The sequence below is a fragment of the Paenibacillus sp. FSL H8-0259 genome, assembly GCF_037963255.1.
GTDB classification, from domain to species: Bacteria; Bacillota; Bacilli; order Paenibacillales; family Paenibacillaceae; genus Paenibacillus_AQ; species Paenibacillus_AQ phytohabitans.
This window is the reverse complement of the sequence record NZ_CP150147.1, coordinates 6229453-6253796: the sequence shown is the minus strand read 5'-3', so window position 1 is coordinate 6253796 and position 24344 is coordinate 6229453. Positions and strand designations below refer to the sequence as shown.

Genomic DNA, 24344 nt, shown 5'->3' with positions numbered 1-24344 from the left:
GGGGGAACTGCTAGATGAAGAAGAGTAAAAGTCTATTGCTCATGTTCGCATTAGTTTTGGTTATCGGCACAGTGCTTGCTGGCTGCGGCGGAAACAATAACAATGCTAACAGCGGCACCAATGCTGCAGCAACAAATGCAGCTGGTAATGAAGGTAGCACGAACACAGGAACAACTGGTGACGAGAAACTGGCTGCTGACCAGACACTTAGAGTCAACCTGACTGCAGAACCACCTACTTTTGACCCTGCTCAAGCTCAGGACAGCCAAGCTAATACCGTCCTGAAAACTATGTATGAAGGTTTGACCCGCATGAATGACGAAACTGGCCAAGCTGAGCCGGGAATTGCCGAATCTTGGGAGATTTCCCCTGACGGTCTGGTATATACATTCAAACTGCGTGATGCACAATGGAGCAACGGCGACCCTGTAGAAGCTGCTGACTTCGTTCGCGCCTGGAAAATCGTGCTGGATCCTAACACAGATCCAACTGCACCTTATGCTTACCAATTGTACTACCTGAAGAACGCTGAAGAATATTATGGAAAGAAAGTTACAGATTTCAACGAAGTGGGCGTAAAAGCTGTTGATGCGAAAACTCTTGAAGTTACGCTGAAAGCACCAACTCCATACTTCCTTGGCCTTCTGTCCTTCTATACTTATTACCCTGTACACAAATCCGTTGAGGGTAATACTAAATGGGCAACAAACAAAGATACTATGATCACTAACGGTGCGTTCACATTGACTGAGTGGACTACCGGCCAATCCCTGCAAGTAAGCAAGAACGATAAATATTGGGATGCTGCTAACATCAAGCTTGCTAAAATCGACTTCTCCCTGGTTAACAGCGGTGCAACTGAACTGCTGAGCTACAAGAACGGTGAACTTGACCGCGCTGGTGCACCACACGGCGAAATCCCGCAAGAACAGATTCCTATCGTACAAAAAGAGCTTCCTAACGAATTCCAGAGAAAAGGTATCGCAAGTACCTACTACTATGAATTCAACATCACTGAAAAACCTTTCGACAACGTTAAAATCCGTAAAGCCCTGGCAATGACTGTTAACCGCCAATCGCTGATCGACAACGTAACACTGGGCGGACAAATTCCGGCATACGGCTATGTACCTCCAGGTATCGCTGGCGCTGACGGCGAGTTCCGTACTGCAATTAAAGACGACTACTTCACAGAAGATACTGAAGCAGCTAAGAAATTGCTGGCTGAAGGTCTGGCAGAAGAAGGTCTGACTGAACTGCCACCGGTTGAATTGTCTTACAACACAAGTGAAGGCCACAAGAAAATCGCTTTGGCTGTAGCTGACATGTGGAAACAAGCTCTGGGTATCACTGTAAACACTGTTAACCAGGAATGGGCAGTATTCATCGACAACCGTCAAAACCTGAACTACCAGATCGCACGTGCTGGCTGGACTGCGGATTACAATGATCCAATGACCTTCCTGGATATGTGGGTAACAGGCGGCGGTAACAACGATACTGGTTACGCTAACCCTGAATATGACAAGCTGATCGCTGACGCTAAAGCAAGCTCCGACTTGGCAGCACGTCAAGAAATGTTTGCTAAAGCTGAAAAAATGATCATTGAAGATGATATGATCCTGATTCCGTTCTACTACTACACAAATAACTCCCTGACTAAAGAGTACCTCAAAGGTGTAACTCTTGACTTCAGCGGTGCAATTGACTTCACTCGTGCTTACCTGCTTGAGCACTAAGAATTGTAGAACCTTCGGTTAGCTTAACTGAATAGTGGTTGTCTGAAGGTAGCAATATACTTCGGGATATATATGTGGAATTCCATATATATCCCTTTTTTTTGCATTTCAGGCTTTTTGTTAAAGATTTCACGAACTTACAAAATAAGAAATTAGACAAATGGCCATTTTTTTCATAAAATCTAATTATGTGTCTCAAAAAAATGTCGAAGGAGGTGTTGATGGGGATGGTTCGTTATGTTGCCAATAAGTTCTTCTATATGCTTGTCTCGCTGTTTGTGCTAATTTCAGCGACCTTTTTTCTGATGAAAGCCATTCCGGGGGACCCGTTTACTTCTGAAAAGAAAGTTCCACCGGAAATAAAAGCGCGTTTATACGAGCAATATGGACTGGACAAGCCGCTCTATCATCAGTATTTCAAGTATTTGGGTGAAATTGTCCAGGGTGATCTGGGTGTATCCATGAAGCGTCTGAATCAGGATGTAACTCACTTGATCGGACAAACGTTCTCGGCGTCTCTAAAGCTGGGGGTTATCGCAATTATTGTGTCGGTTATTGTCGGAGTCTTTCTCGGCATGATGGCGGCACTCTATCATCGCAAGTTTATTGACAGTGCGGCTATGGTGCTGGCGGTGCTGGGAATTGCGGTTCCGAGCTTTGTAGTCGCCTCGCTGCTTCAGTATGTGTTTGCCTACAAGTTCCACATGTTCCCGGTTTCCGGATTTAAGGGTCCGCTGTATTATGTCTTACCTGTAACCGCACTCTCGGCACAGCCGATAGCCTTTATAGCGAGGCTAACGCGCTCAAGTATGCTGGAAGTGCTGCATGCAGATTACATCAAGACGGCTAAGGCCAAAGGCCTAAGCTGGGCAGCAATCCTAAGCCGTCACGTACTGCGGAACGGAATTCTGCCGGTTGTAACTTATATGGGACCTATGACGGCTAACATCGTAACAGGTTCTGTAGTTATCGAGCAGATCTTCGGTGTCGGCGGTATCGGTAAGCAATTCGTCGAAGCGATTGGTGTGCGTGACTATACCGTTATTATGGGGATTACGATCTTCTACGGCGTATTGCTCATGCTAGCACGCTTTATCACGGATATTGCTTATGTGTTTGTAGATCCGCGTATCAAACTAAGTGGTGGAAAGGAGGGCTAAAGATTGGCTTCTGACAAAAAATTGGTATCGCAGGATGCGAACCTGAAACCGGAAGATTTCCGTAAAATCGGAATTGATGAGCGGCAAGCTGAAGTCATTCAGCGCGAAAGTTTGTCTGCCTGGCGGGATTCCTGGGAACGTCTGCGCCAGAACAAAATGGCAATGACAGCACTGGGTATTCTTGGACTGATTATCCTTGCGGCGCTTATCGCTCCGTTGTTCTCAAAGTACAATTACTACTCAAATGATTTGCTCAGTACCAACAAGCCTCCTTCATCCGAGCATTGGTTTGGTACAGATGATCTGGGACGCGATATCTTTGTCCGTACCTGGTACGGTGCACGTATCTCACTGATTGTCGGCCTGGCTGCCGCTGCCATTGACCTTTTGATCGGGGTTATCTACGGCGGAATCATGGGTTACTTCGGTGGACGTGTAGACAATATCATGAACAAGGTATCTGAAATTCTTTACTCCATTCCTTACCTGCTGGTTGTTATCCTGCTCCTGGTTGTGCTTGAACCAAGCCTTGGAACGATCATCCTTGCGCTGACGATAACGGGCTGGATTACCATGTCCTGGATTGTCCGCGGCGAGATTATGCAGCTGAAGAACCGTGAGTTTGTTCTGGCTTCGCGTTCGATGGGTGCAGGGTCCAAAAGACTGTTGTTCAAACACCTTTTGCCGAATGCGGTAGGTCCGATTATCGTAACCATTACACTGTCTGTACCAAATGCCATCTTTGCTGAAGCGTTCCTGAGTTTCCTCGGACTTGGTGTACAGGCTCCTGTAGCTTCCCTCGGATCGATGATCAATGATTCACTGACTGGCTGGCTTTATTATCCGTGGCGTTTCCTGTTCCCGGCTATCCTGATCAGCTTGACCATGCTTTCCTTTAATATTTTTGGTGACGGTCTCCGTGATGCACTGGATCCTAAGCTGAAGAAATAAGGAGGTGAACAATGATGGAACCCATTCTGCAAGTCAAGGATTTGCAAGTTTCCTTTTTTGTAAAAGGCGGAGAAGTTCAGGCTGTACGCGGTATGAACTTTGAAGTAGGCAAAGGCGAGACCGTAGCCATTGTCGGTGAATCCGGCAGCGGCAAAAGTGTCACTGCACAGTCAATTATGCGGCTGCTGCCTGCCCCGCTCTCCAAAGTGAAGCAAGGCGAGATTGTTTTTCAAGGAAAGAATCTGCTGGACCTTAGCATGAAACAAATGGAATCGATTCGCGGCAAAGATATTGGCATGATATTTCAAGACCCGATGACTTCTTTGAACCCAACTATCAAAGTGGGCAAACAGATAACCGAAGTTTTGATCAAACATCAGAATATGTCAGCGGCCGAAGCGAAACAGCAAGGTATTGAAATGCTGCAATTAGTAGGCATTAAAAATGCGGAGGCTCGCTTTAACCAATATCCCCACGAATTCTCCGGCGGGATGCGCCAACGCGTAATGATTGCCATTGCTCTGGCCTGCCGCCCGGCTCTCCTGATTGCGGATGAGCCGACAACGGCGCTTGACGTAACCATTCAGGCGCAAATCATGGAAGTTATGAAAGAGATGCAGCAAAGACTAGGGACCTCCATCATCCTGATTACACATGATCTCGGCGTGGTTGCCGGCATGTGTGACCGGGTCATCGTAATGTATGCTGGTGAAGTGGTCGAAACAGGGACACGCTGGGAGATTTTCAAGAATCCCCAGCATCCTTACACCAAAGGTCTTTTGCGGTCGATGCCGCGTCTTGACCAAAAGAAGGGTGAGCCGCTGATTCCGATCATCGGTACTCCCCCGGATCTAATTAAGCCGCCGGTCGGTTGCCCGTTCACAGCGCGTTGCAGCGAAGCAATGCATGTCTGCGAACAGATCGATCCCGGCGCCACAGAGTTCAGCGAAACGCATATGGCGCGCTGCTGGAATCTGCATTCGATGGCCAAGGAGGTGCAGTTCGTTTGAGTAAGAATCTGATTGAAGTAGAAGGTCTTAAGAAGTATTTCAATGTAGGCAAGGGAAGAGTTCTTAAGGCTGTTGATAATATTAATTTCTCGATTCGCGAAGGCGAAACCCTGGGTATGGTAGGGGAGTCCGGTTGCGGTAAGACTACTGCAGGCCGTACGGTTCTCCGCTTGTACGAGCCGACTGCAGGAAGCGTGAAATACAATGGTACAGATATCTACAAATTGTCCGGCAGCAAGATGAAGGCTATGCGCCGTGATATGCAAATGATCTTCCAGGATCCGTATGCATCGCTTAACCCGCGGTTCACGGTTTCGGATATCATTGGTGAAGCACTGGACATTCACAATCTTGCGGGAAGCCGTCTTGAACGCAAGAAACGGATTGAAGAGCTGCTGGACATGGTTGGTCTTAACCATGATCATGCAACCCGTTATCCGCATGAATTCTCAGGCGGCCAACGCCAGCGTATCGGTATTGCCCGTTCCCTTGCGGTTAATCCTAAGTTCATCGTCTGCGATGAGCCGATCTCCGCACTGGACGTGTCAATTCAGGCACAGGTAGTCAACCTGCTCAAAGAACTTCAGGACCGTCTCGGACTTACTTATCTCTTCATCGCGCATGACCTGTCCATGGTTAAGCATATCAGTGACCGTGTAGCGGTTATGTACCTGGGCAAAATGGTTGAACTCGCGGAAAGCGAAGAATTGTACGCTAACCCGATCCATCCGTACACCAAGTCGCTGCTCTCAGCGATTCCGGTTCCGGATCCGGAAGTGGAAGCGAACAAAAAACGCATTCATCTGCATGATGAGCTGGGCAGCCCAATTTATAGTGCAAATGAAAAAACCAATGATAGCGATTATGAATTGGTCGAAGTGTCCAAGGGACATTTCGTCGCTAAACAATTCGCTTAAAATTAACAGCATTATAACCGTAGGCGGGAGCGTTCAGCTCTCGCCTATTCTTTCAATTCATGCAAGTGTAGCTGCATGGCGGCGCTTCTTTCTTTGACGCCGCACCCAACTTTGGATACAATCATAAAGGGTTTACCGATTTATGATTACATACAGCAGGTTATAGTAGAACAGGAGGCAATTGCATATGAATGTTGTACCGGAACCACTTCCTGGCGGATCTGCGCTCGCCAGTGACTATATACATCAATATGAAACTGTAGGACATTTGTACGGCGGGGATTTCCGCAACCGGGAGAGCCGGGTTAAGCGCGCAGAATGGCTTGATGGAACCGCAGGGCTCCGTGCAGACCGTACCGCGGTTGTTTCATACTTACGCAGCTATAACGAAGAGCATAATGCCCATGAAGCGGTAATGCGCTCCCTTGACTTATTGGAGCAGCCGGATACGCTGGTGGTCACAGGCGGCCAGCAGAGCGGTTTGTTCACAGGTCCGCTCTTTGTAGTATATAAGGCTATTACTGCAATTCAGGCTGCGCGGGAAGCAGCAGCCCAGCTTGGGCGCCCCGTTGTTCCGCTGTTCTGGATCGCCGGTGAAGATCATGACTGGGATGAAGTCAATCATACCTATGTACTGAACCGGACGGGCGAAATTACGCGGATTAAGCTGGATAAAGGCGAAGGTCCGCGTTCTTCTGTCAGTGAAATCAAGGTGGAAGCAGAGAGCTGGCTTCAGGCAATAGGGCAGCTGGACGGACTGCTGCAGGATAGCGAATTCAAGCCGCAGGTTATGGAGTTTGTCACAGCAGCTTCGCTGGGTGCGGACAATATGACTGCCGCTTTTGCCAAGCTGATGGGTTCTCTGTTTGGGCAATACGGGCTGATTCTGCTGGATTCTGCCGATTCCGCGCTGCGCAGACTTGAAATGCCAATGTTTGCTGCAATGATCGAGCGCAATGACGAGCTCGAGGCTGCCTACACCGCAGCGGCTGATCGTATTGCTGCGGGCGGATACGTGCTGCAGGCGGATGTGACACCCGGGAATGCCAACCTCTTTTATATACATGAGGGCGCACGGCTTCTGCTGCATAAGGAGGGGGACAGATTCGCAGACCGGAAATCCGTGGTATCTTTTTCCCGTACAGAGCTGCTGGAGCTGCTGGAGAGCCATCCTGAGCGGTTCAGCAACAACGTGCTGACGCGTCCCTTGATGCAGGACTATGTACTGCCTGTGCTGGCTACGGTGCTGGGACAAGGAGAAATGGCTTACTGGGCGATTCCGCATCAGGCCTTTAAGGTGATGGGCGGACAAATGCCGCTGATTATTCCGCGCATGTCTTTTACAGTCATAGAGGGAACGCTTCACAAGCATATGGATAAATACGGACTGTCCTTCACGGATGTACGTCTTGGTCTGGATGATAAACGCAAAGAGTGGTTAACGGCGCAGGATGAGCTGAAGATTGAAGAACGGTTTGAACAGACTAAGGCCGCATTCTCCGCGATGTACGAGCCGCTGATTGAGCAGCTTGGCGGAATTCAGGCAGGTCTGCTGAAGCTGGGGAACAGTAACAAGGACAAGATTATGGATCAGATCTCCTTCCTGAAGGGCAAAGCACTGGATGCGATGGAGAAGCAGAATGAGGCGGCGCTGCGGCAGTGGGAACGGATTGAGCTGTCCGTTATACCTCTGGGTAAACTGCAGGAGAGAGTATATAATATGATGTATTATCTGAACCGTTACGGTCCGGGCTGGCTGGAGGAACTAATGGCCGTACCCGCCGATTACAGCGGAACACACCGCATCATTTATATGTAGGAATATATTATAGGAGGTTATAACATGAGTTCTTTGTCCAAGGAAAATAGTATCGTAACCGATATGTCGCTCGCGCCCGAGGGGCATCTCAAAATCGACTGGGTTCGCCAGCATATGCCGGTACTGAACCGTATCCGTGAGCAGTTCGAAGCGGAGCAGCCGTTCAAGGGCCTTAAGGTATCGATCACGCTTCACCTGGAAGCCAAGACCGCTTACCTGGCCAAGGTGGTACAGGCTGGCGGTGCCGAAGTTACGATTACCGGATCGAACCCGCTGTCCACACAGGATGATGTGTGTGCCGCATTAGTTGAGGACGGCATCACCGTGTTCGCCAAATATAATCCGTCACCCGAAGAATTCAAGGCGCTGAACATCAAGGCGCTGGAGAGCAAGCCGGATCTGATTATCGATGACGGCGGAGATTTCGCCACACTGCTGCATTCCGAGCGTCCTGACCTGATGGAGAATGTCCGCGGCGGCGCTGAAGAAACAACTACAGGAATTATCCGGCTGAAGGCGCTGCAGAAGCAAGGCATGCTGAAGTTCCCGATGGTGGCTGTAAATGACGCCTATTGTAAATATTTGTTCGATAACCGCTATGGCACAGGCCAATCGGCATGGGACGGCATTGTTCGCACAACCAACCTGATTGTGGCCGGCAAGACAGTGGTTGTAGTGGGCTACGGCTGGTGCGGTAAAGGTGTAGCGATGCGGGCCAAGGGTCTCGGAGCGAACGTGATTGTTACTGAAGTGGATGCGATTAAGGCCGTAGAAGCCCACATGGACGGATTCCATGTGATGCCAATGCTGGAAGCAGCGAAGCGCGGCGACTTCTTCGTAACCGTTACCGGCAACCGGTATGTTATCCGCGGCGAGCATTATGATGTCATGAAGGATGGTGCGATCCTCTGCAATGCCGGACACTTCGATGTTGAAGTGAACAAGCCGGAGCTGGCTGAACGCTCCACCTCCCAGCGGACGGTGCGGAAGAATATTGAAGAGTATCTGCTGAAGGATGGACGCAAGCTGTACCTGCTGGCTGAAGGACGTCTGGTGAACCTGGGCGCAGCCGATGGCCATCCGGCAGAAATTATGGATACCACCTTTGCGCTGCAGGCCTTATCCCTCAAATATGTGAATGATAATTATAAAGATATCGGCGTCAAGGTGGAGAATGTTCCGTATGAGCTTGATGAGCAGGTTGCGCGTTATAAGCTGGAGAGTCTGGGAATCGCCATTGACAGCCTGACGCAGGCACAGGTGGACTACCTGGACAGCTGGAATCTGAACGACTAAAGAATGGATCTGCAAGAGCCCGGAGCCAATCAACTGGCCCGGGTTTTTATTTTTTGCGGAATATTGCAGAGCCACTTGACAAACAAGAAAAAATTACCTTGCTTCGGAAAAAGGTTTTTGATTTTTAATGGCGAATCTATTATGCTTAAGTGGTGAAAAGTGGGGCAAAGTGGGGAATCGGTACTTAGGGGTGGGGAAAGATCATGTTTATGGGGGAATACCAGCATAGCATTGACGACAAAGGCCGGATCATTATCCCGGCTAAGTTCCGTGAATTGCTCGGAACCTCCTTCGTGGCGACCCGCGGCCTCGACTCCTGCCTGTTTGTTTATCCCATGGAAGAATGGGGAATCATGGAGCAAAAGCTTAAAAGCCTATCACTGATGAAATCGGACGCCCGTGCCTTCAGCCGCTTTTTTTTCTCGGGAGCGACTGAATGTGTATGGGACAAGCAAGGCAGGGTGAATCTGCCGGGGAATCTGCGGCAATATGCCAAGCTGGACAAGGACTGTGTTATTCTGGGCGTTTCGAACCGGGTGGAGATCTGGAACAAGGAGCTATGGGAGCAGTACTTCGAACAGTCAGAGGAATCGTTTAACGAGATTGCCGAGAAATTGGTTGATTTCAATTTTGATCTATAAAACATACAATTCGAATTACTGCCTTGGAGGGATGCAGCTTGTTTCACCACATCACGGTGCTTAAGGAAGAAGCGACAGAAGGGCTGCACATCAAGAAGGATGGTATATACGTTGACTGTACGCTCGGAGGAGCCGGGCACAGTTCGCTTATTGCATCCAAGCTTAGCGGCGAAGGACGGCTGATCTGTCTGGACCAGGATGACTGGGCGCTGAACAATGCCAAAGAGAGATTGGCCGAGTACGGAGACAAAGTGGTTACGGTTAAGACCAACTTCCGTGACCTCGAGCAAGTACTGAAGGGACTGCCCTTTGTTCCGCAAAAGGACGGAGTTCCCCAAGTGGACGGGATTCTGTTCGATCTGGGGGTATCTTCTCCACAGTTTGACGAAGGGGAGCGGGGGTTCAGCTACAATCACGATGCTCCGCTGGATATGCGGATGGACCAGTCGGCACAGCTGACTGCGGCCGATATCGTCAATACCTGGAGTGAACAGGAAATTGCCCGTGTGCTTTTCCAGTATGGAGAAGAGAAGTTCTCACGGCGGATTGCCCGCAAAATTGTGGAGCGCCGGGAAGAGCGTCCGGTGGAGGGCACCGGAGAATTGGCTGAGCTGATTAAAGAGGGCATTCCAGCAGCTGCGCGGAGGACAGGAGGACATCCTGCCAAACGGAGCTTCCAGGGCCTGCGGATTGCTGTCAATGATGAGCTGGGTGCTTTTGAGGATGGACTGCATGCTGCTGTACGCTGCCTTGCACCTGAGGGAAGAGTATCCGTAATTACCTTCCATTCGCTGGAGGACCGGATCTGCAAACAGATTTTCAGCAGCTATTTAAGCAGATGTACCTGTCCGCCTGACCTGCCCTACTGTGTATGCGGCGCCAAAGGAACCCTGAAACTGATTAACCGCAAGCCCATCGTACCCGGAGAAGAGGAACTGGAGCTTAATTCACGTGCCCGTTCAGCCAAACTGCGCATTGCAGAGAAATTGTAAATGACGATAAAGGAGAGTCAGAGATGGCCTATACCCGCGGCAATTTAGCAGTTCAACCCAAGAGAAAAGAAGAGGTAAACCCGCTTTACCGTGAGAAGACAAAAGTCGTCACCAGGCGGAGAGTGCTTCCGCTGCAGGAGAAGCTTTTGTATATGATGACGCTGGGAGCCTTTATCCTGGTATCTGCCGCCCTGATCTGGCGTTACGTCCATATTTATGATTTGAACTTGCAGGCACAGAAGCTGGACAGCGAGATCGCGAAGAGCAAGAAGCAAATTGCTACCTATCAGATGGAGAAGCAGACGCTTGAACAGACGGTGGTCAAGCGGGCGGAAGAGATGGGATATAAGACTCCTCCTGTAGATTCAACAATCTATGTACCGCTTAGTAAACAGGTCACTGACAAAGCCGGCAATTAATCAGCGATTGACTTCAATCGCAATAATAGAATCTGTGAGGTTTGCTATGGTAAAAAGAATAAAACTTCGCACGCTGTTTATAGGAGGGTGTATTACCCTCTTTTTTCTTGTTTTAGTCGGCAGAGTTTTCTGGATTCAGGTAATGCAGAGTGAGAAGTGGCAGAAGGAAGCAGCTACGCAGTGGGCACATACTTCAACCATCAAGGCGGTCCGCGGTGTGATTGAAGACCGTAACGGCAGTGTTCTGGCCAGTGACGTTCCTGCCTATACTGTTGTGGTTGACCCCGAGGTCATTGCCGAGAAGGGGATCGGCCAGGAGGTCATCCAGGGACTGCATGAACTGCTTGGCAAGCCTGAAGATGAGCTGAAGAAGCTGGTAGAGGCCAAAGACGATAAGGGCAATTACTACAAGAACCGGGAGATCCGCAACGAAGGCTGGAAGATTAATCAGGATCTGGCCGATAAGGTTACGGCTTTTGTGGATAAGCTCAAGAAAGAGCATGATACCCTGGAAACGGGTGTAGGGCTTGTTAGAGAGCAGAAGCGTTATTATCCGAAGGACTCACTGGCTGCGCATATTCTGGGCTACACCGACAGGGACGGCAATGCGGTCATGGGTCTGGAAAAGTACTTCGACAAACAGCTCGCCGGTACGGATGGCAAGCTGAATTATCAGAGTGACGGCAAGGGAATCAAGCTGCCCGATTCACAGGATAGCTACCAGCCTGTAGTAAACGGAAGCAATTTCAAGCTGACCATCGACAGCACCATTCAGCACTATATCGAAGAGGCGATGAAGAAGGCTTATGCCGAGTACAAACCGAAGTCGATAAGCGTCATTGCTGCCGATCCGAATACGATGGAGATTCTTGGACTGGCCAATATGCCGACCTTCAATCCGAATGAATATTATGACCTTAATCAGGATGCGGCTGGCTTCTATAACCACGCGATCATGTCGAGATTTGAGCCGGGCTCCACGTTCAAAATTGTACCGCTGGCCGGTGCCGTTCAGGAGAAGCTGTTTAATCCGGAAGAGACAGTCCATTCGGGCTCTATCCGGATCAAAGGGTACAGCAAACCGATCTATGATATGAACAGAGCCGGTTACGGAGATATCACCTTGCTTCAAGGGGTCAAACGTTCCAGTAACGTAGCCTTTGTCAAGATTGGTTATGAACTGCTGGGCCAGGAAAAGCTGCTGAAATATATCAAGGATTTCGGCTTTACGGAAAAGACGGGCATTGACCTCCCGGGTGAAACCACCGGTATTGTCAACCCGAATCCGAACAGGCCGATAGAGAATGCTACCTTGGCCTATGGCCATGGCAAGCTGCTGGTTACACCGATTCAGCAGCTCACGGCGATGGCGGCGATTGCGAACGGCGGCAAGCTGATGGTGCCGCATGTAGTGAAGGAAGTTACCGATCCTAATACAGGCAAGACGACGGTGACTCAGCCGGAGGTTGTGCGGCAGGTCATTTCCGAGGACAGCGCCCGTGAAACCGGCAGCTATCTCGAGCAGGTCGTGGCAGACCAGGTAATCGGAACCGGACGGCATGCCTATATCGAAGGATACCGGGTGGCCGGCAAGACCGGAACGGCGATTAAGCCTGACGGCAAGGGCGGGTATGACCGGGATAAGGTGCTTGCTTCCTTCCTCGGCTACGCTCCGGCCAATAATCCGAAGATCGCGGTATTCGTCGTAATTGATGAGCCTGCGGATGCTGCCGGCGGAGGAGCCGCAGCCGGACCTATTTTCAAAGAGATAGTCTCGCAGTCCCTGCAATATATGGGCGTACCCAAAACGGTTGATTCGGATAAAGCAGTGGGAAGTAAAACGTCAGTCAAGCTGGCGGCTGACTCCTCAGAGCTGCGCAGTACGCCTGATCTCGTGAACAAAACCGTTAAGGAATCCAGACAGCTGCTCCTTAATCAAGGCTTTGACTTCGAGATTGTCGGCACAGGGGCAAAGGTAATCAGCCAATATCCGGATAAGAGCACAAAGCTTGCCGCCGGACAGCGGATTTATCTGCTTACCCAGCAGGATGAAGCAATGACCATTCCCGATTTGAAGGGAGAATCTTTGCGTGATGCCCTGGAAATTCTCAATCTGCTCAAAGTAGGGATAACGGTTGAGGGCGAAGGTTATGTCACAGAGCAGACGCAGACCAAGAATAACAACAAAACGCATATTTCTCTGAAGCTCAGTCCCCTGAATGAATACGGGGAGAATATCCCTGTAGCCGTCAACGTTGACCCCGATGCAGAGGATCCTGCGGAGTAGCGCCTATATAGGCTTGTTCTAACCCCTGTTTGTCCCGAATAGTCATGAAGATAAGAGATCATGTCTATACGAGCGAAAGCGGGGAGAACGGAATGAAGGTTTCGAAAGTCGTAACTCGGCGGAGAATGCTGTGGACGCTGCTGGGACTGGCCGTGTTGTTCGGTTCGCTGGCCGTGCGTCTTGCCTATGTACAGTTATCACAAGGGGAGAAGCTGAGCGCCAAGGCTGAGGAATCCTGGCGGCGGAATATTCCCTTCACCGCCAAACGCGGCGAGATTCTGGACAGGGAGGGCGTTGCCCTGGCATATAATATCAGCTCGCCAACGATCTATGCCATTCCTGTGCAGGTGAAGGAAAAGCAACAGACCGCGAAGCAGCTGGCTCCGCTGCTCGGTATGACCGAGGAGAAGCTGGTCACTCTGCTGACCCAAAAGAAAGCCTCGGTGAAACTGCAGCCCGGCGGCCGCAAAATTACGATGGAGCTTGCCGCGAGCATCCGTGATTTGCAGCTGCCGGGCATCGTTGTGGCTGAGGATAACAAACGGTATTATCCCTATGGCGATTTAGCCGCACATATTCTCGGCTTCACGGGAATTGACAATCAGGGGATCACCGGGATAGAGAGCATCTACGATAAGCTGCTTCAAGGCAGCGCAGGCAATATATCGTATCTGTCCGATGCCGGAGGACGGCTGATGCCAGGCTCCTCGGAGAAGTATACCGAGCCTCAGGACGGGCTGAGCCTGCAGCTGACAATTGATAAGCAGATTCAGTCGATCATGGAACGCGAGCTCGATCAGGCCATGGTGAAGTATCAGGCGCAAGGTGCCTGGTCGATTGCGATGGACCCCCGCAATGGTGAGATTCTGGCCATGGCGAGCCGGCCGGGTTATGAGCCGGGCTCCTATAAGGAATACGATGCCGAAGTATATAACCGGAATCTTCCGATCTGGATGACGTATGAACCGGGCTCCACCTTCAAGATCATTACCCTGGCTGCTGCGCTGCAGGAGGGGAAGGTTGATCTGCAGCATGAGCATTTTTTCGATCCGGGATATATTGAAGTGGGCGGTGCCAAGCTGCGCTGCTGGAAAAAAGGCGGCCACGGAAGCCAGACGTTCCTTGAAGTGGTGGAGAATTCCTGCAACCCCGGGTTTGTTGCCCTGGGCCAGCGTCTCGGCAAGGATACCCTGTTTAAGTATATCCGTGATTTCGGGTTTGGCACGAAGACAGGGATCGACCTCAACGGTGAAGCGAACGGGATTCTGTTCAAGCCGGCGCAGGTAGGGCCGGTCGAGCTTGCTACCACGGCCTTTGGCCAAGGGGTATCCGTAACACCGATCCAGCAGATTGCTGCGGTGTCTGCAGCGATTAACGGCGGCAGGCTGTATACTCCGCATGTTGCCAAAGCCTGGATTAATCCGGATACCGGTAATGTCGTATCCGAGGTTGAGCCGGAGGAAGTGCGGCAGGTGATCTCGGAGGAGACTTCGAAGAAGGTGCGGGCCGCCCTTGAGAGCGTAGTTGCCAAAGGCACAGGCCGGCCGGCGTTTATTGACGGCTACCGTGTGGGCGGCAAGACAGGGACGGCACAGAAGGTTATTAACGGCCGGTATTCTCCTACGGAGCATATCGTCTCTTTTATCGGATTTGCACCAGCGGATGATCCGCAGATCGTAGTGTACACCGCAGTTGATAATCCCAAGGGAATTCAGTTTGGGGGTGTGGTAGCGGCTCCGATCGTCCAGAATATTCTTGAGGATTCGCTTCATTATCTGAAGGTTCCGCAGCGTAAGGATCAGCTGCCGAAGACCTATAAATATGGGGAGACTCCGATTGTGACAGTTCCCGATCTGACAGGAGCTACCGTTCAGGATATTTATGAGGATTTGAACATGAATTTCATGCTGGCCCGCTCCGGATCAGGCAATACAGTGATTAATCAGGCGCCCAAAGCGGGGGCAAGAGTGGAGCAGGGTTCAACCATCCGGATTTATATGGGAACTTCCAGTGAATAATAGGATAGTCTGACAAATGTAGAGTGAGGGATTACTATGAAAATTAATGAATTGTCATCCTGTCTTGCCGCTTCGCGTCTATACGGGGAAAGTGAGACCGAGATTAGTGATTTGCAGGTGGATTCCCGCAAGGTTAAGCCGGGCGATTTGTTCATTTGCCTGCCCGGTCATACAGTGGACGGACATGATTATGCACCGCAGGCAGCCGCAAGCGGTGCGGCTGCACTAGTCTGTGAGCGGAGGCTGGAAATCGATCTGCCGCAGATCGTGGTAGATGACTGCCGGTTTGCGATGTCCGTGCTGTCGAATGCGTTCTTCGGCTCACCCAGCAGCCGGATGAAGATGATTGGGATTACCGGAACCAACGGCAAAACCACCACTACGTATCTCATTGAGAAAATTATGCAGGACCATGGCGTGAAGACGGGGCTGATCGGGACGATTCAGATGCGTTATGACGGACAAAGTTATCCAATGTCCGGTACTACGCAGGAATCGCTTGAGCTTCAGCGCACTTTGAATGATATGGCGTCCAAAGGCGTGCAGTGCTGTGTGATGGAGGTATCCTCCCATGCACTTCAGCAGGGACGGGTGAAGGGAACGGACTACCGCACAGCGATATTCACTAACCTGACTCAGGATCATCTGGATTATCACCATACGATGGAGGAGTACCGCGCGGCTAAGGCGCTGTTCTTCTCGCGGCTTGGCAATGTGATCTCACCGTGGAAGGAAGAACGTAAATATGCAGTTCTCAACGCGGATGATGCAGCAAGCAGCTATTTTGCTGACCAGACCGCTGCGGAAGTGATTACATATGGTATCGACACCCCTGCCAATGTCCGGGCCTCTCAAATTTCGATCACGTCCAAAGGAACTTTTTTCCATGTGGATACGTTTAAGGGGAAGACAGATATTTCGCTCCGGATGGTCGGCAAGTTCAATGTCTATAATGCACTTGCGGCCATTACTGCTGCTCTGCTGGAGGATGTGCCGCTGGAAGATATCAAAGCCAGTCTGGAGTCAGTAGCCGGTGTGGACGGACGTGTCGAGTCTGTGGATGCCGGACAGGATTTCGCAGTCATCGTAGACTACGCGCATACGCCGGATGGTCTGGAGAATGTGCTGAAGGCTGTCTGTGAATTCGCTGCCGGCAAGGTAATTACCGTCTTTGGCTGCGGCGGAGACCGGGATACGACCAAACGGCCGCTGATGGGCAAAATAGCTGCCAAATACAGTGATCGTGTCATGGTTACTTCCGACAATCCCCGGACAGAGGATCCGCTGCTGATTCTGCGCGATATTGAAGCGGGACTTCTTGAGGACGGCGTGTCACAGGAACGGTACGAGATGATTCCCGACCGGCGGGAAGCGATCAGAAAAGCTATTGAAATGGCAAGCCCCGGCGATGTAGTATTGATTGCGGGGAAAGGTCATGAGACCTATCAGCTAATCGGCGGAGTCGTTCATGATTTTGATGACCGCATCGTAGCCAAAGAAGTGATAAGGGGCCGAAGCTATTGATTACAAGAACGCTGTATACTATTGCGGAAATGTGCGGGGGAGAGCTGTTCTCTGCTGAAGATAAGGATATTGAACTTGCGGGAGTCGTAACCGATTCCCGCAAAATTACGCCTGCCTGCCTGTTCGTTCCTCTGGCCGGAGATAACTTTGACGGCCATCATTACGCTGCTGCTTCTCTGGCAGCAGGAGCGGCCGCTACGCTCTGGCAGCGGGATAAGGGGCCTGCGCCTGAAGACGGTCCTGCCATTCTGGTGGAGGATACACTGGCCGCTTTGCAGAGACTGTCCTCGGCTTATCTGGGCGAGCTCGCGCCGCGTGTAGTCGCCGTGACAGGCAGCAACGGCAAGACAACGACCAAAGATATGATTACCGCTCTTCTTGAAGTGCAGTACAAGGTACACAAAACACAGGGCAATTTCAATAATCACATCGGTCTGCCGCTTACGATTCTCTCCATGGACAGCGATGTTGAGATTGCTGTGCTGGAGATGGGCATGAGCTCGCGCGGTGAGATTGCCCTGCTGTCCAGGATAGCTGCCCCTGATGTGGCTGTGATTACCAACGTGGGCGAATCCCATCTGCTGCAGCTCGGGTCCCGCAAGGAAATTGCCCGGGCCAAGCTGGAGATTGTGGACGGACTTAAGCCGGGCGGCCTGCTCATTTATAACGGGGATGAACCGCTGCTCGCAGAAGTTATGGCAGAGCCAGGGTTTAATCCGCCGGAAGGGATGCTCAGCTTCCGTTTCGGGCAGTCCGGAGACAATGATGACTATCCTACAGGTCTCATGACTCACGGCGCTGGAATGACCTTCACTTCACATCTTCATGCCGAGCGTGCCTTCACGCTGCCTCTGCCGGGGCGTCACAATGTCATTAACGCACTCGCTGCACTAGCGGTTGCGCGCCATTTCCGTGTGACTGACGAGAATATAGAGACCGGAATAGCCGGGCTTAAGCTGACCGGCATGCGGATTGAAGTGATGCAGGCGGCGAACGGGCTGACGCTGCTGAACGATGCTTACAATGCCAGCCCTACGTCCATGAGAGCAGCGATAGATGTGCTGCAGTCCATGAAGTGCAGCGGGAGCAGAATCGCGGTGCTGGGGGACATGCTGGAACTTGGGCCTGATGAAGTTCTGTTCCACCAGCAGATCGGTACCTATCTCGATCCTGCACTGACGGATGCGGTATACACTTACGGACCGCTCGCTGCTCATATTGCTGCGGCTGCGGCGGAGAGATTCGGGGCCGGACATGTATTTGCTTTTGAAGACAAAGAAGCATTGATCACTGCCTTGAACACCAAATGTGGTTCCAGGGATGTAGTACTCTTCAAAGCGTCCCGGGGGATGCGTCTGGAGGAAGTGCTTCACCGCCTGAAAGAATATTCTGAAGCTGACTTAAACTAATGGAGGGGGTGTACCCATGGATTATCAATTACTTCTGCTGACTATTGCTGTGTCCTTTATCCTTGCGGTCATTGCCGCTCCGCTGATTATCCCGCTGCTGCGCCGGATGAAGTTCGGACAACAGGTTCGCGACGACGGGCCTCAGACCCATCTGAAGAAGGCGGGAACGCCTACGATGGGCGGAATTATCATCATGGTGGCATTCACGTTATCTTTTCTGAAATTTTCGGTGATTAATTCGGATTTCTACGTACTTCTGGTAGCTACGCTGGGTTACGGTCTGATCGGTTTCCTGGATGACTATATTAAGATTGCCTTCAAACGTTCCCTCGGGCTGACGGCACGCCAGAAGCTTGCCGGCCAGCTGCTGGTCGGTATCGTTCTCTGCGCCCTGCTCATTTCCGGCGGACATCATACAAACATCAGCATTCCGGGAACATCGGTGAGCTTTGACTGGGGCGGCTGGTTCTACTATCCGTTTATTGTCCTGATGATGATGGCGGTAACCAATGCGGTTAACTTCACGGATGGTGTGGACGGACTGCTGTCCGGTGTCAGTGCGATCGCGCTTGCTGCTTTTGCTGTAGTCGCCATGCAGGCAACCTCAATTGCTGCCGGTGTCTGCGCTGCGGCGATGATTGGTGCAGTACTTGGCTTTCTGGTATTCAATGCCCATCCGGCCAAAGTGTTCATGGGTGATTTCGGCTCCTTCGGGATTGGCGGTGCCATTGGTGCGATTGCCATTGTAACGAAGACCGAGCTGCTCTTCGTGGTGATCGGCGGTGTCTTTGTAGTCGAAATGCTGTCCGTAATTATTCAGGTCGCTTCGTTCAAAACACGCGGCAAACGGGTATTCCGAATGAGCCCGATCCATCATCACTTTGAGCTGGGCGGCTGGTCGGAGTGGCGTGTGGTTGTCTCCTTCTGGGCGGTGAGCCTGGTGCTAGCGGCTGTTGGACTATATCTCATCAAGGGGTTGTAACATATGAAGCATCCGGATTTGTACCGTGGTGAAGAAGTGGTCGTCCTAGGGCTCGCCAAAAGCGGCGTCCAGGTGGCCAAGGTGCTGCATGAGCGCGGCGCGGTTGTGACGGTCAATGATAAAAAGGAAAGAGATCAAAGTCCCGAAGCTTCCGAACTGGAATCTTTGGGAATTTCTGTTATATGCGGCGGGCATCCGGAAGGGCTGATTCATGAGGGTGTTGCGCTTGTTGTAAAGAATCCGGGGATTCCCTATTCCGTGGCTCCGGTGCAGCAGGCTCTTGAGCTTGGCATCGAAGTCGTAACGGAGGTAGAAGTGGCTTACCATCTCTGCGCCGCACCTATGATCGGTATTACGGGCTCCAACGGGAAGACGACTACAACGACCTGGGTTGGCCGTATGCTGGAGGCAGCGGGGATGAGGCCTATAGTTGCCGGGAACATCGGTACGCCGCTCTGTCAGGCCGCTCAGGAGGCTGACGTGGACAACTGGATGGTTGTCGAGCTCAGCAGCTTCCAGCTCAAAGGGACGGAAGCCTTCCGGCCCAAGGTCGCTGCCCTGTTGAATGTTGCCGAGACCCATCTGGATTATCATGGGGGGATGGAGGATTATGTGGCCTCCAAATCCAAGCTGTTCGCGAATCAGGGGCCGGGCGACACCGCTGTACTGAACTGGGATGATCCGGTCTGCCGCGAGCTGGTTCCATATATCAAAGCAGGCATCCTGCCCTTCTCCATGACTGAAGAACTGGTTCAGGGCATTTTTGTCCGTCCATCCTTTGTGCCGGAGACAGAAGATGATCTGAAGCGGGTAATCATTTACCGGGATTACACGGAGAGCGAGACCGAAATAGCCGATGTGGATTCAATCGGCCTTCCGGGCCGTTTCAATGTGGAGAATGCACTGGCCGCCTGCGGCATTGCTATTGCCGCAGGCGCGGACCCGGCAGTGCTTGGCGGAGTGCTGGCTTCCTTCCGCGGTGTGGAGCACCGGCTGGAATATGTGACAGACAAGGCGGGGGCCGCCTACTATAACAATTCCAAGGCTACCAATTCCAAAGCCACAGCCATGGCGCTGGGGTCCTTCAAGAAGCCGGTCATCCTCGTTGCCGGAGGTCTGGACCGAGGTTCTGATTATATGGAGCTGCTGCCTGTCCTCGGCGGGAACGTCAAGGCACTGGTGGCCCTTGGGGAGACGAAGGACAAGCTGGCCGCGGTTGCGCAGCTGGCAGGAGTAAAGACCATCATCTCCGTCGATAATGGGGAGAGCGCCGCCGCCGTGCTGCAAGAGGCCGTGCGGGAGGCTTCCGCTCTTGCGGAAGCAGGAGATGTAGTTCTCCTCTCTCCTGCCTGTGCCAGCTGGGATATGTTTACATCCTATGAGGAGCGCGGGCGTATTTTTAAAGAGGCGGTGCATAACCTTTAAGTAGGGGGGTGGATAAGCCCCTACTACGGATGCAAGAGGTGTGCTCCTGATGAACAAATCCCGTCATGCGCCCGATATCTGGCTGCTGCTTCCGATATTGGCTTTGCTGGCCATCGGTATGGTAATGGTATACAGCGCCGGGTCCGTTTTGGGCTTCCGCAATTATGGCGACTCGTTTTATTTTGTCAAAAGACAGATGCTGTTCGCAGGCCTGGGTCTTATCGCCATGTTCATCACCGCGAATACGGATTATGTGGTGCTGAAGAAGTTCGCCAGGCCGGCCCTGATTTTCTGCTTCGTACTGCTGGTGCTGGTGCTGGTTCCCGGCATCGGGGTCGTGCGCGGCGGTGCGCGCAGCTGGCTGGGGATCAGCTCCTTCGGGATTCAGCCCTCGGAGTTCATGAAGATGGGGATGATCCTCTTTCTTGCCAAGTGGCTCGGAACAGAGGATTATGATATTTCCAGCTTCACCCGCGGACTGCTTCCGCCGCTTGCGCTGATCGGTTCCGCTTTTGCGCTGATCATGCTCCAGCCGGATCTCGGTACAGGCACTGTCATGTTCGGGGCTGCCTTGATGATGGTCTTCACGGCAGGGGCCCGGATGAAGCATCTGCTCTCCCTGGGCGCGCTGGGTGTTGCCGGGTTCGTGGGGCTTATTGCCGCCGCACCTTACCGCCTGCAGCGGATTACGGCCTTTCTGGACCCCTGGTCCGATCCGCTCGGGGCCGGATATCAGATCATACAGTCGCTGTACGCGATTGGACCCGGCGGACTGGGGGGCTTGGGTCTCGGCATGAGCCGGCAGAAGTACAGCTATGTGCCGGAGCCGCAGACCGATTTTATTTTCTCCATATTGGCTGAGGAGCTGGGGTTTATCGGGGGGCTGGCAGTGCTGCTGCTCTTCCTGATTCTGATTTGGCGCGGAATGAAGGTAGCAATGAGTCTGCCGGACCGTTTCGGCAGCTATCTGGCCGTGGGCATCGTCTGTATGGTCGCTATTCAGGTGATCATCAACATCGGTGTGGTTATCGGCCTCATGCCGGTTACCGGCATTACGCTTCCGCTGATCAGCTATGGAGGCTCATCGCTGACCCTGATGCTTACAGCACTTGGCATTCTACTTAATTTATCCCGTTATGCGAGGTGAAAGACATGCGTATTGTATTAAGCGGCGGCGGTACGGGCGGACATATCTATCCGGCCGTAGCCGTGGCCAGACAGCTGGAATCCGAAGAAGAGAAATCCGTCTTCCTGTATATCGGGGGCAAACGCGGTCTGGAGAGCAAGCTTGTTCCCCAAGAGAATCTGCCCTTTAAAGCGATTGATATTACCGGCTTCCGCCGTAAGCTCTCGATGGACAATGTGAAGACGGTAATGCGTTTCCTGAAGGGGGTGAAGGCCTCCAAAGCCATGCTGCGGGAGTTCAAGCCGGATGTCGTTATCGGCACGGGCGGATATGTCTGCGGGCCGGTAGTGTACGCTGCATCCCGGCTCGGCATCCCGACGCTTATCCATGAACAGAACGCGATCCCGGGCCTGACCAACCGCTTCCTCAGCCGGTATGCCGATACGGTCGCCGTAAGCTTTGAAGGCACGGAGCCGGCTTTTCCAGGGGCTAAGAACGTAATCTACACAGGCAACCCCCGGGCAACTACGGTAATGACTGCCAACCCGCAGCGGGGATTCGCTTCACTTGGGATTCCTGAAGGCAGTACGGTTGTGCTGGTAGTCGGAGGAAGCGGAGGCGCCAGGGCAATTAACCGGGCGATGATTGAAATGGCTCCGTTTGTGGGTAAGGGTAATGGTGTTCACTATGTGTATGTTACCGGAGAGGCTTATTTCGAGGAAACCCGTAAAGCTGTGCGCGAGAAGCTCGGAAGCTTGCCGAACTCCCTGCATATTCTTCCGTATATTCATAATATGCCCGAGGTACTGGCCTGTACTTCACTCATCGTGAACCGGGCGGGGGCATCGTTTCTTGCAGAGATTACTGCGCTTGGCATTCCCTCTGTGCTTATCCCTTCTCCCAATGTGACGAATAATCACCAGGAAGCGAATGCCAGACAGCTTGAACGTGAAGGGGCAGCCGTTGTGCTGCTGGAGAAGGATCTAAGCGGCGAGGCACTATTCGCAGCGGTGCATAAGATTATCGGAGCGGACGCTGCACGCCGCAGTATGTCCGATGCCTCAAGGCGGCTGGGTAAAAGAGACTCCGCCTCGCTGGTTGTCGCCGAGCTCCGCAGACTGGCCGCAGGCCGGAAACGCTAGAATCCCGGGCTTACATTGTCACACACGAGAGGTCACGAACATAGGATGATCCTATAATCGTGACAATCACCCAGAGCACTTCCAGTTCATGAAATGTGGAGCGGGGTAGCTTCCCGGCCTATTTCTGTTGATCTGTGTACAGGAAGTGCCCAACGGTGGGTGAGCGGTAATCTCGGAGGTGATACATTGGACAAATTGGTGATTGAGGGTGGAAATCCCCTGTCAGGCACCATACGTATCCATGGAGCGAAAAATGCGGCCCTGCCGATTCTGGCGGCAAGCCTGCTGGCCGAAGGAGTTCACTCACTGCATAATGTGCCGAAGCTGCTGGACATCGAAACTATGCTGGATATTCTGGAAAGGCTGGGCTGCAGGGCCGTGCATGAAGATGAAACGGTTACGGTCGATACAACCTGCGTCGCAACCTCCCATGTTCCGGAGGATTTAATGCGGCAGATGAGATCCTCCATTTTTCTAATGGGACCGCTTCTGTCCAGGTTTGGTGAAGTAACGATTTATCAGCCGGGCGGCTGTGCCATCGGGGAACGCAAAATTGATCTTCACCTGCAGGGTCTGAAGCTGCTCGGGGCGGAGATTGAGGAGACCAGCGGGATGATCTGCTGCCGGGCTGCCAAACTGACAGGCTGTGATATTCATCTGGATTATCCAAGCGTCGGAGCCACGGAGAATATCATGATGGCTGCCGCTATGGCGGAGGGGACCACAACGGTGTCCGGAGCGGCCAGAGAGCCGGAAATCCAGGATCTGCAGAATTTCCTGAATGCGATGGGTGCGCAAATCATCGGTGCGGGAACAGATACGATCACCATTCAGGGCGTCTCCAAGCTGTATCCTTGCAATTATGAGGTCATTCCCGACCGGATAGTTGCCGGGACCGTAATGATCGCAGCTGCAGCTACAAGGGGGAATGTGACACTGACCCACACCAACGCAGGACATTTGACATCCCTGATCCATGTTCTGAGGCGTGCCGGTGTTCAAATTACAGTTTGCAATGATATAATTAATATCAGCTGTATGGGGCGTCCGCGTGCAGTAGAAAGAATTGTAACCTCCCCTTATCCTTCGTTCCCTACAGATCTGCAATCCCAGGTGATGGTCCTTTTGTCCCTGGCTGACGGATTCAGTGTGATTAAAGAAACTGTATTTGAAGGACGCTTTAAGCATGTGGAAGAGATGGCCCGGATGGGAGCCGACATTTCCATTGACCTGAACCGGGCGTTTATACGCGGAGTGCAGAGATTATACGGAGCTACGGTAGAAGCCACCGACCTGCGTGCCGGAGCTGCCCTGGTTATCGCCGGACTTGCCGCTCAAGGAACTACCGTTGTTGAGCAGGCGCATCATATTGACCGCGGATATGACGGCATCGAGATACTGTTTCAGAAGCTGGGTGCACGCATTAGCCGCAAGGTACCTGTACCGGACCCGCTGGATTTGGCCAATTAAAGCTCCCTGTCTCCTTC

The 24344-nt window shown here is 52.1% G+C and carries 19 protein-coding genes; all 19 read left to right on the top strand.

Going from position 1 to position 24344, the window contains the following annotated elements; all coding sequences use genetic code 11:
* The first annotated feature begins 14 nt into the window (after positions 1-14).
* The 19 genes from NSU01_RS26900 to murA all read left to right on the top strand — a co-directional run bounded on the left by NSU01_RS26900 (position 15) and on the right by murA (position 24327).
* Complete coding sequence (locus NSU01_RS26900) at positions 15-1739, top strand: peptide ABC transporter substrate-binding protein (protein ID WP_042139399.1); 1725 nt, start codon at positions 15-17, stop codon at positions 1737-1739.
* A gap of 227 nt (positions 1740-1966) precedes the next feature.
* Positions 1967-2899, top strand: coding sequence for an ABC transporter permease (locus NSU01_RS26895; protein WP_039304450.1), 933 nt, complete (start codon positions 1967-1969; stop codon positions 2897-2899).
* A 3-nt stretch (positions 2900-2902) separates the two neighbouring features.
* Entirely contained in the window at positions 2903-3850 is a 948-nt protein-coding gene (locus NSU01_RS26890) for an ABC transporter permease (RefSeq protein ID WP_042139397.1), read from the top strand.
* A gap of 14 nt (positions 3851-3864) precedes the next feature.
* Positions 3865-4860, top strand: a complete 996-nt coding sequence (locus NSU01_RS26885) for an ABC transporter ATP-binding protein (RefSeq protein WP_042141541.1) — start codon at positions 3865-3867, stop codon at positions 4858-4860.
* Positions 4857-5777 carry an ATP-binding cassette domain-containing protein gene (locus tag NSU01_RS26880; RefSeq protein ID WP_042139395.1) on the top strand — a complete coding sequence of 307 codons (921 nt, stop codon included), beginning with the start codon at positions 4857-4859 and terminating at the stop codon, positions 5775-5777. Before NSU01_RS26885 ends, NSU01_RS26880 begins: the two co-directional genes overlap by 4 nt.
* A gap of 187 nt (positions 5778-5964) precedes the next feature.
* On the top strand, positions 5965-7596 hold the full coding sequence (bshC, locus tag NSU01_RS26875) for a bacillithiol biosynthesis cysteine-adding enzyme BshC (protein WP_076244041.1): 1632 nt from the start codon (positions 5965-5967) through the stop codon (positions 7594-7596).
* A 24-nt stretch (positions 7597-7620) separates the two neighbouring features.
* Entirely contained in the window at positions 7621-8892 is a 1272-nt protein-coding gene (locus NSU01_RS26870) for an adenosylhomocysteinase (RefSeq protein ID WP_042139393.1), read from the top strand.
* 203 nt (positions 8893-9095) lie between these two features.
* Entirely contained in the window at positions 9096-9533 is a 438-nt protein-coding gene (mraZ, locus tag NSU01_RS26865; protein ID WP_039304237.1) for a division/cell wall cluster transcriptional repressor MraZ, read from the top strand.
* Between the two features lie 38 nt (positions 9534-9571).
* Positions 9572-10525: a 16S rRNA (cytosine(1402)-N(4))-methyltransferase RsmH gene (gene rsmH / locus NSU01_RS26860; RefSeq protein ID WP_076244040.1), complete on the top strand. Its 954-nt coding sequence runs from the start codon at positions 9572-9574 to the stop codon at positions 10523-10525.
* A gap of 23 nt (positions 10526-10548) precedes the next feature.
* Entirely contained in the window at positions 10549-10944 is a 396-nt protein-coding gene (locus NSU01_RS26855; RefSeq protein WP_042139392.1) for a hypothetical protein, read from the top strand.
* 142 nt (positions 10945-11086) lie between these two features.
* Positions 11087-13231 (top strand): PASTA domain-containing penicillin-binding protein, encoded by a 2145-nt coding sequence (locus NSU01_RS26850; RefSeq protein WP_231575207.1) that lies wholly within the window; start codon positions 11087-11089, stop codon positions 13229-13231.
* A 92-nt stretch (positions 13232-13323) separates the two neighbouring features.
* Positions 13324-15249: a stage V sporulation protein D gene (locus NSU01_RS26845; protein ID WP_042139390.1), complete on the top strand. Its 1926-nt coding sequence runs from the start codon at positions 13324-13326 to the stop codon at positions 15247-15249.
* Positions 15250-15285: 36 nt separating this feature from the next.
* Positions 15286-16773 carry a UDP-N-acetylmuramoyl-L-alanyl-D-glutamate--2,6-diaminopimelate ligase gene (locus NSU01_RS26840; protein ID WP_076244039.1) on the top strand — a complete coding sequence of 496 codons (1488 nt, stop codon included), beginning with the start codon at positions 15286-15288 and terminating at the stop codon, positions 16771-16773.
* The gene (gene murF, locus NSU01_RS26835; protein ID WP_076244038.1) at positions 16770-18182 is read left to right on the top strand and encodes a UDP-N-acetylmuramoyl-tripeptide--D-alanyl-D-alanine ligase; all 1413 of its coding nucleotides are present in this window, start codon (positions 16770-16772) and stop codon (positions 18180-18182) included. Before NSU01_RS26840 ends, murF begins: the two co-directional genes overlap by 4 nt.
* A gap of 16 nt (positions 18183-18198) precedes the next feature.
* Positions 18199-19164, top strand: coding sequence for a phospho-N-acetylmuramoyl-pentapeptide-transferase (gene mraY, locus NSU01_RS26830; protein ID WP_039304257.1), 966 nt, complete (start codon positions 18199-18201; stop codon positions 19162-19164).
* A 3-nt stretch (positions 19165-19167) separates the two neighbouring features.
* Positions 19168-20589: a UDP-N-acetylmuramoyl-L-alanine--D-glutamate ligase gene (gene murD, locus NSU01_RS26825; protein ID WP_076244036.1), complete on the top strand. Its 1422-nt coding sequence runs from the start codon at positions 19168-19170 to the stop codon at positions 20587-20589.
* Positions 20590-20638: 49 nt separating this feature from the next.
* A complete protein-coding gene (gene spoVE, locus NSU01_RS26820; protein WP_039304260.1) occupies positions 20639-21736 on the top strand; it encodes a stage V sporulation protein E in 1098 nt (365 codons plus the stop codon).
* A 5-nt stretch (positions 21737-21741) separates the two neighbouring features.
* Positions 21742-22857 (top strand): undecaprenyldiphospho-muramoylpentapeptide beta-N-acetylglucosaminyltransferase, encoded by a 1116-nt coding sequence (gene murG / locus NSU01_RS26815; protein ID WP_076244035.1) that lies wholly within the window; start codon positions 21742-21744, stop codon positions 22855-22857.
* Positions 22858-23043: 186 nt separating this feature from the next.
* Positions 23044-24327, top strand: a complete 1284-nt coding sequence (gene murA, locus NSU01_RS26810) for a UDP-N-acetylglucosamine 1-carboxyvinyltransferase (protein WP_042139384.1) — start codon at positions 23044-23046, stop codon at positions 24325-24327.
* Positions 24328-24344: the final 17 nt, after the last annotated feature.